Source organism: Phocaeicola sp., assembly GCF_057861905.1.
In genome coordinates, this window is record NZ_DBMACV010000038.1 from 17,920 (window position 1) to 31,808 (window position 13,889).

Below are 13,889 nucleotides of genomic sequence, written 5' to 3' on the forward strand. Positions count from 1 at the left end.
ATAAAAAAATATCGGGATTGTCCGGAAGGGCAGTCCCGATATTTTTTTGTGGCTATCCGTTCTTTAGTCGAAGCTGCCGTAACGGGTAGGCAACAACTTGCGGTCGCCCAACGTATTGTCTACACGTGCGACATTAATCCAGAACTTATTTTCGCGAACACTTTCCGTAGGATATACTGCCTTTTCGCGGCTATACATATGCTGCCACTTATTGCTTACCGCTTCATATTCCGGATGCGGGGCATTAACCAGCACATTGTCTTCCTTCGAAGCATCACCGCTTTTGATTTCCTCTATTTCATGCCAGATGCTGAGCATGGTTTCGATAAAATTATCCAACTCATACAAACTTTCACTTTCCGTAGGTTCAATCATCAATGTACCATGCACAGGGAAGGAGAGAGTAGGAGCATGATAACCGTAATCCATCAGTCTTTTGGCAATATCATTCTCGGTGATGCCACTTTCTTCGTGAATCTTTCTGCATTCCAGAATCATCTCATGTCCTACAAATCCATTGGTTCCGCGGTAAACCGTACCATACGTATCATTCAGCGAGGCTGCAAGATAATTTGCATTCAGAATTGCTGTCTTGGTAGCCCTTTCAAGTCCTTCAGCCCCCATCATGCAAATATAAGCATACGTAATAGGCAAGATACCTGCACTACCGTAAGGAGCAGCAGAAACCTCATTCTGTTCGTTGCCGAAGAGTGCATGTCCCGGGAGGAACGGAATCAGATGCTTGGCCACACATACCGGACCTACACCCGGGCCGCCGCCGCCGTGAGGGCTGGCAAACGTCTTGTGCAAATTCAGGTGACACACATCAGCACCGATAGTACCCGGATTAGTCAGTCCAACTTGCGCATTCATGTTGGCACCATCCATATATACCTGAGCACCGCAACGATGAATGATCTTACAGATCTCGGCAATATCACTTTCGAAAATACCGTGAGTAGACGGATAAGTAATCATCAGCGCAGCAAGCTGATCCTTATGCTCTTCCGCTTTCTGGCGAAGATCTTCTACATCCACATTTCCCCGTTCGTCACAAGCACACGTCAATGTTTCATATCCAGCCTGTACAGCCGAAGCCGGATTGGTGCCATGTGCCGAAGCCGGAATAAGAATCAGGTTACGATGACCTTGTCCGATACTTTCCAGATAACTGCGGATAATACGCAGACCCGTATATTCTCCCGCAGCACCCGAGTTCGGTTGAAGCGTAATCCCTTCGAATCCTGTAATCGTCAGCAGTTGGCAAGAAAGATTTTCAATCAGTGTATGATATCCCTGTGCCTGATCTTCCGGAACCAGCGGATGCATGTTCATCCACGCAGCATTGCTCAGCGGGAGCATTTCGGCAGCAGCATTCAGTTTCATGGTGCACGAGCCCAGCGAAATCATCGAGTGAGCAAGCGAAATATCCTTACGTTCCAAGCGCTTGATATAGCGCATCATTTCGGTTTCCGTATGATAACGGTTGAATACCTCGTGGCTGAGGAATGACGAACGGCGGCGCAGTTCACGGTTCAGAGAAGACGATTCCGGAATATCCTCCGTTTCGTGTACCGGTTCCTCGGCAGCGATACCGAAAATCATCAGCAGGTGATTCGCATCTGCCACGGTAGTAGCCTCATCGATACTGATACCCACATCCCCGTTGTCGTAATAACGCAGGTTCACTTCCTTGCTCAGTGCGATAGTACGCAATTTCTGAGCCGATACATGGTCGGGCAATCCCAGACGAAGCGTATCAAAGAAAAGCGAGTTTCGTTCCGTATACCCCAGACGGAGCAACTGCTTGTTGAGCCAGTTGGCGATACTATGAATACGTTTGGCAATATCTTTTATACCTTCACCACCGTGGTACACCGCATAGAAGCCAGCCATGGTAGCCAGCAACGCCTGCGCCGTACAGATATTCGACGTTGCCTTCTCACGCTTGATATGCTGTTCACGCGTCTGTAGAGCCATACGGTAGCAAATTTTCCCATACTTATCTTTCGAGAGTCCGATGATACGTCCCGGCATGTTACGCTTATATTCATCACGCGTTGCGAAATAAGCAGCCGAAGGACCACCGTAAAACATCGGAATACCGAGGCGCTGCGTACTTCCGAATACGATGTCGGCACCCCATTCGCCAGGAGGAACCAGCAAGGCAAGACTCAGAATATCCGCATCCACGGCTACCTTGCAACCTGCCGCATGCGCACGTTCCGTAAACTCCCGGTAATCTTCTACATTACCACTGTTGTTCGGGTACTGTACGATGCAACCGAATATATCGGGTGTGAACTCCAGTTCCTTGTAATTACCCACCTTCACTTCCATACCTTGCGGGATGGCACGGGTACGGATAACGGCAAGATTCTGCGGGAATATTTCCTGATCGACAAATAACGTATTGGCACCCGCCTTCTGTTGCGCCCGGCTTCTCAATCCATGCATCATCGTTGCAGCTTCAGCAGCCGCAGTCGCCTCGTCCAGCAACGAGCAGTTGGCCAGCGGCATGGCAGTCAGGTCACTTACCACCGTCTGGAAATTAAGCAGCGCTTCCAGTCGTCCTTGTGAGATTTCCGTCTGATAAGGCGTATACGAAGTATACCATACCGGATTTTCGAATACATTACGCTGAATCACAGCCGGAGTAATCGAGTCGTACCAGCCTGTGCCTATATACGATTTATATATTTTGTTCATCGAAGCCAGCTTACTGATGTGTTCGGCAAATTCCCGTTCTGTCATGGCAGGAGGCAAATCCAGTGGAGCCTTCAGTCGGATTTTTTCAGGAATGGTCTTATCAATCAGTCCGTCTAATGTCTTTACTCCTATTCTTTCCAGCATTTTGGGAAGATCATTTTCGGTAATGCCAATATGGCGATTGGCAAAAACATCTGTTTTCATGATTTCAAGGTATTATAAAGGTAAAAGTATTTTAGTGTGAAAACGTGCCGATGTTTATGGAAAAACGTCGGCGCGTTTCAGACGAATCGTGGTAATGAATTTTGTTCCTTTATTTAAAGAACGGATTATCCATCTTTTCTTTTCCGATGGTAGTGGACTCACCGTGTCCCGGGTAAACAACCGTTTCGTCGGGCAAAGTCAGCAGGCGGCTGGAAACATGCTCTATCAGTTCGCCGAAGTCGCCTCCTTCCAAATCCGCACGTCCTACGCTGCCCTGGAACAAGACATCACCGCTGAACAGGCAATTGTCTGCCTTGCAGTAATACACCATGCCTCCGGGAGAATGACCGGGCACATGAATCGCCTCCAGTTCGGTGTTCCCAAAACGAATCTTTTCGCCGTCTTCCACATAATGTCCTAAGGGCACAGCCTCTTCATTGGGGCGGAAGCCGAACATGCGGCACTGGTCTGCCAGCTTTTCCAGCAGAAATTCATCTTGGCGGCATGCCTCTGCCTTCAATCCGAATTCGCGCAAGAGGAACGGATTGCCGAAAATATGATCCAGATGCAGGTGCGTATTCAGCAGATGCTTTACGGTCAGCTTGTTTTCGTCGATGTATTTTTTCAGCATCTGCTGCTCCTCCGGATAATAGCATCCGGCATCGATAATTGCAGCTTCCCCTGTTTCGTCGGAAAGGACATAACAGTTGACGGGAAACATGTTGAATTCAAAGCGTTTTATCTTCATTTTATTTTCGGTGTTTTATTACTTGTTTACAGTGACATATACTACTTTCTTGGTTTCGAAGAACTCTTCCGAGAAGAAATCCTTCAGGTCAGTCACTATCGTCTGATGCTTCACCGGCATAACCTCTCTTTCGAGTTCTCCTCCCTTCAGGCAGATCAGTCCGTTGGGGAGTGCGTTATGCTGTTCGCTGCTGATGTTCTTGCGGATAATCTTCAGCAAGTCGGTAAGCGGCATGACGGCACGGCTCACCACAAAGTCGAACAACTGTTTTTCCTCCTCGGCACGGCAGTGTCGGGTAGTAACGTTTTTCAGTCCGATAGCGTTGGCAATTTCGGTAGCAACCCTGACTTTCTTTCCGATACTGTCTACCAGATGGAACTTCGTATCGGGAAAAAGAATGGCAAGCGGTATGCCCGGAAAGCCACCTCCCGTACCCAGATCCATGACACTCGTACCCGGCTTGAACTGTATCACCTTGGCAATGCCCAGCGAGTGAAGCACGTGATGTTCGTACAGGTTAGTGATATCCTTGCGCGAAATGACGTTGATTTTACTGTTCCAGTCAGTGTATAAGTCGTACAGAGCAGCAAACTGTTCTTTCTGCGTATCAGTTAAGTCAGGAAAATATTTCAGAATAATATCCATGTATGCGAAACAATTATTTTAAATAAGCACTAATTTCATCGTAGGGAACGGTCAGACTGAAGTCGCCTGCCGAATAGGGAGCAATTTCATAACGGTTGTAATAGAATGTCACACCGTCCTTGCCCAGCAGGAAGTTCTCGGGAATATAGATATCCGTATCCAGCAGGATGCCCACCGACTGAAGCCCTTCCACACTGGTGATGGTATCGGTTTCCATCTTCTTGTTGGTTTCCTTGATAAGCTCTTTCAGTATCAGCGAGCAGATTTTGGCATGACCTTCCTTCGAGAACACCTCGTCGGCAGTAAGCACTTTACCTGTCTTGGCGTCGAAGTTCAGGTACTTGGCATACGTGTTGGGATGTGCACCTCCCGTATATTGGAAGTTGACAGCAGAATAATTCCATACACTACTGTCTAATCCGGCCTCCAGCGTGGTGCTTATCTGGTATTCATAATTATACCAAGCCGGAACATCTTCCGCCTTCATGCCGTTGTGCATGTCGGCTTCGAACAGATCCTTCACATCCGTATGGTAGTTCTGGATGAAATCGTTTGTCAGCGTCGTTACAAAAGCCTCGGGAGAGAGAGCGGCATACTGTTGCCCGAAAGCCTCTTTCTGTATTTCCGAATTAATAAGCAGGGAAACGGAGTCTTTGTCCGAAGCAGGTTTCAGATAAGCATAACTGATGCTGATTTTGCACGACGGGGTTTCCTTTCCGGCTTGCAGATATACCGTTGTATCCTTTTTCAGCGTGTCAATCTCGGCGGTCGGCGACTGTTTCTGTTCTACACAGCCCGAAAAAACAAATCCGCCTGCAATGCCTAATACCAGCGACGGAAATAAAATGTTTGTTGACTTCATGATACTATTTTTTAGTATGGTGATTTTAATCTTCCGATACGACAAATATAGCACAAGTTCTTGAATAAAGCACGAGAAAAGAAAAGTTCTTTCTGTCATTTTGATAAAGATTTGCAGAAGAGCCGTAGAGCCGAACCAAAAAATGTGTAAGTTTGTATAAAAGCAAAGAAATTCATTTTAAATACTATCTATGAAAACAGAATATTGGGGTATGGTCCCTTACCGTGAAGCGTGGGATCGTCAGACAGAATTGTTCAACGAACTGGTGCGTGCACGTGCCTGTGGCGACAGTTACGAGAACCGCTTGATTTTTTGTGAACATCCGCATGTCTATACACTGGGACGCCACGGTAAGGAAACGAACATGCTACTGCGCGAAGAACAGTTGAAGCAGATTGGTGCGGAATTGTATCATATCGACCGTGGAGGAGATATTACCTATCACGGACCGGGACAGCTTGTCTGTTATCCGATACTGAATCTTGAAGATTTTCATCTGGGACTGAAAGACTACATTCATGCACTGGAAGAAGCCGTCATCCGCGTATGTGCTTCGTATGGCATAGAGGCGGGGAGGGTAGCCGGAGCTACCGGCGTGTGGCTTGCCGCAGGAACAAAAGACGAACGCAAGATTTGTGCGATAGGCGTGCGGAGCAGTCATTTCGTGACGATGCACGGACTTGCCCTGAATGTGAATACCGATTTGCGCTATTTCGGTTACATCCATCCCTGCGGATTTATAGATAAGGGAGTAACGTCCGTCGCTCGGGAAGTGGGGCATGAGGTCGATTTCTCCGAGGTACGGAGTAGGCTGGAAAAGGAGCTCTGCACGTGTCTGAACGCATCCGGCTGTCGTTGAAAATCTGTGCTGTGATGTTTCCCGAAGCTTGTGCCGGAGCAATGGATCTTTCGTCGGCATGAATGCTGGGAAATTTGTACAAAAGATTTTATTTTTTGTACAAATTTTAAAAAAACGTCGAGACGTTTTCGGCGAAACATGCAGATACGATTCTGAAAAGAGGGTGTAAGGCGGCCGGTAAATGCGACAGAAATCGTGCACGAAGGCTTTTTTCTTCTCAAAATTTTTGTTTTCCTGCAGAAAGATTTATCTTTGAAACCGTTAAACTTAAAAAAGGAAAAACACTATGAGTCTTGAAAAAACATTGGTTATATTAAAACCATCTGCCGTACAGCGTGGCTTGATCGGCGAAATTACCAGCCGTTTCGAGCGCAAGGGCCTCCGGCTGGCAGGAATGAAAATGATGCAGCTTACCGACGATTTACTGAACGAACACTATGCCCATCTGGCAGGAAAGCCTTTTTTCCAGCGTGTAAAAGATTCCATGATGGCATCTCCGGTAGTAGTATGCTGTTACGAGGGAGTAGATGCCGTACAGATTGTGCGTTCGATGACAGGGGCAACAAACGGTCGTGTAGCTATTCCCGGTACCATTCGTGGGGATTATTGTGTAAGTTCTCAGGAAAACATTATCCATACGTCCGACTCTCCCAAGACGGCAACCGAAGAGGTTAATCGCTTTTTCCGCCCCGAAGAACTGTTCGAATACAAACAAAGTGCATTGCAGTACCTTTATTATGAAGATGAGTATAAGCTTGTATAACAACGTTTTATGGAAATGGCAAAAATAAAATGCAGGAAAAATGTAAGATTTACCTGCATTTTATTTGGTCAATTCAAATAAAGGTTATATTTTTGCACCCGCAAACGAAAGGAAATGCACTCTTAGCTCAGTTGGTAGAGCAACTGACTCTTAATCAGTGGGTCCAGGGTTCGAATCCCTGAGGGTGTACTTTCAAGAAAGTTGCACGGGAAATTTGACAATTTATAGTGGATGCACTCTTAGCTCAGTTGGTAGAGCAACTGACTCTTAATCAGTGGGTCCAGGGTTCGAATCCCTGAGGGTGTACAACACATTAATGCAAAAAGTAGAAAAGTTCTGAAAATCAATTGGTTTTCAGAACTTTTTTTGTTTTTTACTATGCAGAATAAGGTAGTTTTCGGAAAGAAAAAAAGGACTTATTCGTGGGACTTTTTTTAGCCCCTAAAAAAGTCCCACGAATATGATTCTATTTCATTATTTATCAGTGTTTTGCATAGATTCATCTTGTGGTAAATAAATTAGATTTGTAGCAACAAAAGAAATTGGTTTATGGCAAGAGAAGAAAGAGAAACAATGAGCATTTTGTTCTTTATTAAGAAAACAAAACTTCTGAAAAATGGTGAGGCACCAATTTGTTTGCGTTTGACATTGAATAAGCAAATAGCCGAAATCCGAATTAAACGCAGTATTTTGGTTAATCGTTGGAGTTCAGCTAAAGGATGTGCTCTTGGAAAAGACAAAGTTGCAAAAGAACTGAATAATCGCTGGAAGGATTACAGTTGCGGATATGTTCTTCCAGATTCCTACAGAAAGCCCTTGAGTACATCCGGCACAGCTTCCTGTGGATTCTTCCTTTCTCGTATGACTTGAAGAGCTTTTCCTTTCTGTACAAATCCTTTTTCTCTTCCTCATCAAGCTGTTCAAAGTCCACATAATCGATACAGACTTCCGACATCTCAAAATAAGGGGTATCGGTTATATCCATCATCCTGTGATACTTGATGAACCGTCTGATGAACTCCAGTGTGATCCTTTTGATTTCACCTTTCAGTCTTTCTGTAAAATCTATCGGTATCAGGAACAGGGTGTAATCAGGCCATTCATGGAAATGATAGATACAGAACTGGAGCCTGTCACCGACAAGTTCCAGATTCACATGATGAGATACTATGGAATCCAATGCATTATATAGCAGGCATATTTTTTTCTCTTATGGAAGTCCTGCCTGTAGGATGGTATGGCAGCTCTACATCCAGGAGCTGCGCATACTTCATGGCTGAACGGTAAAGGAAATCAAGATTCTCTTTGGTGGTGATATTTACCGTTACATTCCTGTCATTCTCCACATACAGGTCGGGAGCGATGGAAGGTATTCTCGTGTTCAGAAAACCATAAGGCTTTCTGCGGGAGGGAGTTTTCTTTTCTTTCTGTTCCTGATGCCCCGGCTTATGTCTGTATTTTCGAGTTCCGATATGATAAATCTGGCTAAATTTTCCAAAGCCCGTTCTGTAAGTTGTGTACATGGTTTCTTATTTTTACGTTGTCCTTTTTTCATGTTCTTACCCTTTCACTCCGATGGTTGTCTTGAATTCATATACCGCCCGATCGTCTTCGATTTCCGGTCCGTGTACGGTTGCGGTGGTCAGTTCCGGATAGTTCATGGAATAGAAGTCCATCACTTCAGCCGGAGACATGTTTACGTTCGGATCGTCCAGTACGATTTCCTGACTGTTCTTCTTCATTTTGAATACTCTTTTCATTCCTTTAATTTCCAGTGCCATATTGTTTATAGTTTATTGGTTTTACAAATCATTTATTTTTATATATCAACAGTATACCATTTCTACCTGTGCCTCATCCTTCATACGGTACTCAGCCGGAAAATCAGGATATTCCGCATACGGGTCCTCTCTTAGAAGTTCCCTGTCATTCTCGTCTTCCGGATCGAAGCAGAATGTATCATGAGTAGCCGGTGCAGCCTGGTATTCCCGTCCGTTTCCGTTCTGCACTTGTACCGTTCCGTTTGGTATATGGCCATTTGCCGGTTGCTGTGGCTGTCGTGGTTGATAAGAAACTGTTTTAGGATGGTATGCTGACTGCTGTGGATAAGTCTGCATTGTTGCACCTTGTTGGCTGCCTGCTCCTTGCATCACGGGACGGTTTGGAGCCGGTTGGATATATGCTCCATTCGTGTCATGTACCTGTTGGGGCATTCCCTGTGGAATCTGCTGTGGAGCAGGCTGCATAACAGGTTCAGGATTCATAGCATGGGTCTGCTGCTCCGGAAATATGCTTGTTTGCATACCTGATTGTGGGTGACCGTTCATGCTGCCTTGTGGATGGGGAATTACCGGCATCGGTTCCTCTGCCATACCGAACAGGCTTCCTGCACTGGCCTGTTTCTGTACTTCCTGCATCTTTTCGTCAATCTCCTTCTGTTTTTCTGAAGGAGCCAGCACCCGTGCTTGTTTCAGCCATGTCATTGCTTCGGAGAACCTTTTTGCGGCGGTTGCTTCATCAGCCTTCTTGAGGAGTTTTTCCATCTTTTCACGTTTTTCCCTGGCTTCCTTTGATTCAGCCGGTACTGTTGGAGTTTTGGATGATTTGGCCTGTGATGTAGCCTTTTCTGCCTGTTTCTCGAAATTTTCCGCATTGACAAGCAGTCCCTGTACCTTCTGTATCGGTTGGAGTATGGTCTGCAGGAAGCCCATATCCAGTTCTGCCGGTGTTCCGTTCACGACCAGTGGCACCATGTTCTGCCGCGTATCCTCTTCAGACTGTTCCGCCTTGGCATGACTGCCACACTCAGGCTGTTGTCCACTTTACGGATATTGATATTCAGATCCGTACCTGCTGTAATCATCTGATAAATTGATTGAAAAAACATAATTGAAAAATTTTATGGTTATACATAAGTTTCCTTGAAGAATTCTTTCAGGACATTCTCTCTGTCAGGATTGCTGGAAATATCACGCAGCGATTCCAGATAGTAGCCGATGTTTTTAGGCTCATCAACTGTATTGGGCAGACGTCTTTTGATCGGTCTGATATGTTCACCCTGTGGCCATACAGCCGGCATGACAGGAGCAGAAGATATACATGTATTTGTTTTCATATCTGTTGGTTTTTATTGGTTAGAAAAACAGGAATCCGACAATGAAAAAGATAAATACTATCCTGACAATCAGTAGAAGAGCTCTGAAAAGAAATCCTATGATTCCTTCGGTGAGCAGGAGCATTGCAATAATACCGGTAGGCATGATACCTTTGTCTGTCAGCATAAGTATTCCGATAACCAGTACCAGGGTTACCGCATGCTTGCTGATACTTTCGATAATCTGTAGTTTCATAATCCTTAATTTTATGAATGAATAATCCCATCGGGATGTGTTTTCCCGATTTTATAGGCCTCCGGCCTCTTGGATTGCCTTTTTGCGCAAGGCCTGGCAGGAAAAAATACCGGAGCGCAGCGAGGATGATTTTTTCCTGTCCAGCCAAGCCCATAAGGGCAGCCTTGCGGCAAAAGGCAGGCAATCCAAGACCTTTGCCGCTTAAAAGCGGAAAAACAGATTCTTTTCTGTACGGATACAAAAAATGCAGACCTTCCGGCCTGCATTCTCTTAGTTGATTAGGTATAGATGTTATTCTTCTTTTGTGGAATAGGTGTTGAAAATGTCATCAGTCATTTCCTTGGCGAGAGCCCTGATCCTGTTCAGAAAGTCCTGTCCGGTTATCATTCCGCTTTCAAGTCCGGCCAGCTGTTTTTCCCAGTCTGCGGTGAGTGAAGTATCCGCAATTTTCTTTCCACGGATAGTTTCGTAGGTGAACATACCTTTCGGGGTCGGAACGATATGTCTACCTGAATAACGGATATACTTGCGGTTAACCAGTGTACGGATGATATTGGTACGTGAAGATACCGTGCCCAGTCCGTTCAGTTCCATGTATTCCACCAGTTCTGCATCCGTGAACGGATCTACCGGCAGCTGTTTCTTGTGTACCATGTTGCATCCGCATACATTCAGGGTATCACTTTTCTCCACTTCGGGGAGTTCTTTGACGGAATATCCCGATGTCGGGATCATGTCGGAACGCATAAACACATCATGCCAGCCGGCTTCAATGATTCTTGTTTGTTCGGCCTTGAAATGTTGTGCCGCACAAACCGCTTCAATATTTGTCGTTTCTATGCGGCATGGAGCCATGAATGTTTCAAGCATCCTTCCGGCTACAAGTCTGTAAACCTGTATTTCCTTTTCGGACAGATTTCCGGGACGGATACCTGTAATGATGATGGCATGATGTACATTGGTTTTTTCTGCGCTTATTACGTGGCGGGACAAATTGGATATGTCAATACCTCCAGTTCCTTTAGCTGCAGGGAATAGATCCCATGATAGCAGACGCGCCATGATTGGTGAAAGCGAGTCAAACACATCCTCCGTCAGATAACGGCTGGAAGTCCTTGGGTAGGAAATCAGTTTCTTTTCATAAAGGGACTGTGCGATGTCATATACCTCCGATGCGGTAAAACCATAGCGGATGTTCGCTTCCTTCTGAAGTTGTGTCAGGTCAAGCAGATCCGGTGGAAGTATTTCCTTTGCGCTGTGACTGATACCTGTAATCTGTGCCTGATGTGCCAGCTTGCAGTCCTGAAAAAACATTGTTGCGGATTCTTTGTCGGGAAGATCCTGTGTGCGGCGCATCTTGAAAAGGATGCCGTCCTTTTGCAGGCTGATGTAGATGGGCCAGCTGTCCGATGAAATATGGTTCTCCCTTTTACGGTAGCGTCTGCTGATGGCGGCCAGTACCGGTGTCTGTACCCGTCCGAGGGAGTTGTTGCCAAAGCCCGTCGCCTTGCACATGGCATAACTGGCGTTGATTCCGAGAATCCAGTCTGCCTTGTTGCGGCTGTCGGCAGCAAGGAACAGGCTGTCGTAGCAACTGTCCGGTTTCAGATTTTCCATGCCTTTACGCACAGACTCGTCGGTAAGAGAGGAAATCCACAGACGGAAGCAAGGCTGTGTACAGTTCAGGTATTGATAGACATAGCGGAATGTCATTTCCCCGTCACGGCTGGCATCGGTAGCCGCAATGATGGTGTCGCATGCCTGAAACACTCTCTCGATCACTTTAAGCTGGAGTACGGCATCAATCTCCGGTATCCATCCGTTCTCGGTGCGTGTATGCCGTACCATCAGTTCAAATTTGGACGGGATGAAAGGAAAATCGTTTCGTTCCAGCTTCTGGGTTCCGTAGTCCTTCGGCATGGCCAGTGACAGCATGTTCCCGAAAGTCCACGTAACCATGTAGCCGTTTCCTTCCACATATCCGTTTCTTACTTTGGTTGCACCTATGACTCTTCCGATTTCTTTTCCTACACTTGGTTTGTCTGTTAATATGGCAATCATGATAAATTCTGTTTTTATATCTTTCCATACGGTAAGTCCGTATGGAAAGAGAGATGATACATTATGGATTCTATTTATTCACCTGAAGGGTTGATACCGTTTATGCTGATGACCGGGTTTCCATTCTCGTCTTCAATCAGACTGAGTGTGGCGTCCATGGTCAGTGAAAATATAGGTGTCTTGATTTTAATGGACATGACATTGGTTTCCTCTCCCCGAAGGAGCAGGTCCATGTTTCCGTCTTTTTCAATTTGCAATCTGCTGATACCTACCGATTCCAGTTTCTCCCAGTCGATTTGTTCAGCCTTGTAGATATGATGATTGGTCTTGTTCATGTTCTTTCCTTTTTTAGTAATTGATGATTTGAATGATTTGAATCCCGTTCAGGTCAGACAGCCTGTTTTGCTCCCTTCTTCTGTTCCTGCTGCTGGGTATTGTCAGTCTGTGAAGCACGCTGTGAGGTATTACGGCGTACATCCGGATTTTCCTGGAAATATTGCAGCTGTCCGGTGTTTGCGTTTACTTTCAGATAGGGGTAAGTTCGGCATATCCAAGGAAATGTTGGAGCAGTCCGGACAACTTGACAGTATGTTGAAAGGATACAAGACCAATAGGACCATGCCGCTGACACTCAACATTCCTGGGGTACTGACCGCAAAGCTATTCATATCCAACGGCGGGCAGGTCATGCTGGGCATCCACGGTATCAGAAAAGAACCGGAACTGGACCGTCCTTATTTCGGACATATCTTCACGGAAGAGGACAAGAAGAACCTGCGTGAAAGCGGGAACATGGGACGCGTGGCTGACCTTAACCTGCGTGGTAACACGACAGAGCCGTGTCTGATTTCCATCGACAAGAATACCAACGAACTGGTAGCCGTACGACAGGAGCATGTCTATATCCCGAATGAAATCAAAGGTGTGACTCTGACTCCGGATGAAATTCAGAAACTGAAAAACGGTGAACAGATATTCGTGGATGGCATGAAATCCAATCAAGGCAAGGAATTCAATGCCAATCTGCAATACAATGCGGAAAGAAGAGGCATCGAATTTATTTTCCCGAAAGACCAGGCTTTCAACCAGCAGACGCTTGGCGGTGTACCGCTTTCCCCCATGCTGCTCAAAGCGTTAAACGAAGGCCACACCATCCTTGTAGAGGATATGAAACGAAAGAACGGCGAACTGTTTTCCTCCTTCGTTACCATGGATAAGGTAACAGGCGGTCTCCAATATACGCGCCACAATCCGGAAACGGGAGAAATCTACATACCGAAGGAAATCTGTTCGGTACAGCTCACACCGGAGGACAAGGAAGCGTTACGCAAAGGACAGCCCATCTATCTGGAGAACATGATCAACCGTAAAGGTGAGGAATTCTCGTCATTCGTCAAGCTGGACCTGGCAAGCGGAAGACCACAGTATTCCAGAACTCCTGACGGTTTCAACGAACGACAGGCACCTACCATCCCGGCTGAAGTTTACGGACACCTGCTTTCGGCACAGGAAAGAGCAAATCTTCAGGACGGAAAGGCCATCCTTGTAACGGGTATGAAAGGTCCCAACGGCAAACCGTTCGATTCCTATCTACCTGAGTTCGGGATAAGTTTAGAATAAGGCCAGTTGTTTTGAGTCCTCAATATAGTATCCTTGCAATGCATCCGGTTTGTTTTCAAAGAAACAAT

Annotated in this window: 13 protein-coding genes, 2 tRNA genes and 3 pseudogenes; 6 read left to right on the forward strand and 12 right to left on the reverse strand. The window is 46.0% G+C overall.

Features of this window, described 5'->3' with window-relative positions; genetic code table 11:
- Positions 1-63 precede the first annotated feature (63 nt).
- The 4 genes from gcvP to ACZM60_RS08810 all read right to left on the reverse strand — a co-directional run bounded on the left by gcvP (position 64) and on the right by ACZM60_RS08810 (position 5,168).
- Positions 64-2,913, reverse strand: a complete 2,850-nt coding sequence (gene gcvP / locus ACZM60_RS08795) for an aminomethyl-transferring glycine dehydrogenase (RefSeq protein WP_489521301.1) — start codon at positions 2,911-2,913, stop codon at positions 64-66.
- 109 nt (positions 2,914-3,022) lie between these two features.
- Positions 3,023-3,661, reverse strand: a complete 639-nt coding sequence (locus ACZM60_RS08800) for an MBL fold metallo-hydrolase (RefSeq protein ID WP_489521302.1) — start codon at positions 3,659-3,661, stop codon at positions 3,023-3,025.
- 18 nt (positions 3,662-3,679) lie between these two features.
- Complete coding sequence (gene rsmG / locus ACZM60_RS08805) at positions 3,680-4,306, reverse strand: 16S rRNA (guanine(527)-N(7))-methyltransferase RsmG (protein ID WP_021971553.1); 627 nt, start codon at positions 4,304-4,306, stop codon at positions 3,680-3,682.
- Between the two features lie 13 nt (positions 4,307-4,319).
- The gene (locus ACZM60_RS08810) at positions 4,320-5,168 is read right to left on the reverse strand and encodes an RsiV family protein (protein WP_021971554.1); all 849 of its coding nucleotides are present in this window, start codon (positions 5,166-5,168) and stop codon (positions 4,320-4,322) included.
- A gap of 190 nt (positions 5,169-5,358) precedes the next feature.
- Here ACZM60_RS08810 and lipB point away from each other — a divergent pair, with 190 nt between their 5' ends.
- The 5 genes and pseudogenes from lipB to ACZM60_RS08835 all read left to right on the forward strand — a co-directional run.
- Entirely contained in the window at positions 5,359-6,027 is a 669-nt protein-coding gene (lipB, locus tag ACZM60_RS08815) for a lipoyl(octanoyl) transferase LipB (protein WP_489521303.1), read from the forward strand.
- A 286-nt stretch (positions 6,028-6,313) separates the two neighbouring features.
- Positions 6,314-6,790 (forward strand): nucleoside-diphosphate kinase, encoded by a 477-nt coding sequence (ndk, locus tag ACZM60_RS08820; RefSeq protein ID WP_021971556.1) that lies wholly within the window; start codon positions 6,314-6,316, stop codon positions 6,788-6,790.
- Between the two features lie 116 nt (positions 6,791-6,906).
- Positions 6,907-6,979: transfer RNA gene (locus ACZM60_RS08825), tRNA-Lys, on the forward strand.
- A 44-nt stretch (positions 6,980-7,023) separates the two neighbouring features.
- A tRNA-Lys gene (locus ACZM60_RS08830) sits at positions 7,024-7,096 on the forward strand.
- A gap of 267 nt (positions 7,097-7,363) precedes the next feature.
- Positions 7,364-7,495, forward strand: a pseudogene (locus tag ACZM60_RS08835) (Arm DNA-binding domain-containing protein); the annotation flags it as partial.
- A 7-nt stretch (positions 7,496-7,502) separates the two neighbouring features.
- Here ACZM60_RS08835 and ACZM60_RS08840 read toward each other — a convergent pair.
- The 8 genes and pseudogenes from ACZM60_RS08840 to ACZM60_RS08875 form a co-directional block, all read right to left on the reverse strand.
- A complete protein-coding gene (locus tag ACZM60_RS08840) occupies positions 7,503-7,970 on the reverse strand; it encodes a hypothetical protein (RefSeq protein WP_489521310.1) in 468 nt (155 codons plus the stop codon).
- 4 nt (positions 7,971-7,974) lie between these two features.
- Entirely contained in the window at positions 7,975-8,313 is a 339-nt protein-coding gene (locus ACZM60_RS08845; protein WP_489521304.1) for a hypothetical protein, read from the reverse strand.
- Positions 8,314-8,349: 36 nt separating this feature from the next.
- Positions 8,350-8,571 carry a PRTRC system protein C gene (locus tag ACZM60_RS08850; RefSeq protein WP_004326366.1) on the reverse strand — a complete coding sequence of 74 codons (222 nt, stop codon included), beginning with the start codon at positions 8,569-8,571 and terminating at the stop codon, positions 8,350-8,352.
- Positions 8,572-8,616: 45 nt separating this feature from the next.
- Positions 8,617-9,677 (reverse strand): annotated as a pseudogene (locus ACZM60_RS08855) (PRTRC system protein E).
- An 18-nt stretch (positions 9,678-9,695) separates the two neighbouring features.
- Positions 9,696-9,905 (reverse strand): hypothetical protein, encoded by a 210-nt coding sequence (locus tag ACZM60_RS08860; RefSeq protein WP_489521305.1) that lies wholly within the window; start codon positions 9,903-9,905, stop codon positions 9,696-9,698.
- Between the two features lie 19 nt (positions 9,906-9,924).
- On the reverse strand, positions 9,925-10,140 hold the full coding sequence (locus ACZM60_RS08865) for a hypothetical protein (RefSeq protein ID WP_489521306.1): 216 nt from the start codon (positions 10,138-10,140) through the stop codon (positions 9,925-9,927).
- 291 nt (positions 10,141-10,431) lie between these two features.
- Entirely contained in the window at positions 10,432-12,201 is a 1,770-nt protein-coding gene (locus ACZM60_RS08870; protein ID WP_489521307.1) for a DNA topoisomerase, read from the reverse strand.
- 74 nt (positions 12,202-12,275) lie between these two features.
- Positions 12,276-12,536 (reverse strand): DUF4099 domain-containing protein, encoded by a 261-nt coding sequence (locus ACZM60_RS08875; RefSeq protein WP_489521308.1) that lies wholly within the window; start codon positions 12,534-12,536, stop codon positions 12,276-12,278.
- Positions 12,537-12,738: 202 nt separating this feature from the next.
- Here ACZM60_RS08875 and ACZM60_RS08880 point away from each other — a divergent pair.
- Positions 12,739-13,794, forward strand: a pseudogene (locus tag ACZM60_RS08880) (DUF3945 domain-containing protein); the annotation flags it as partial.
- Positions 13,795-13,889 lie beyond the last annotated feature (95 nt).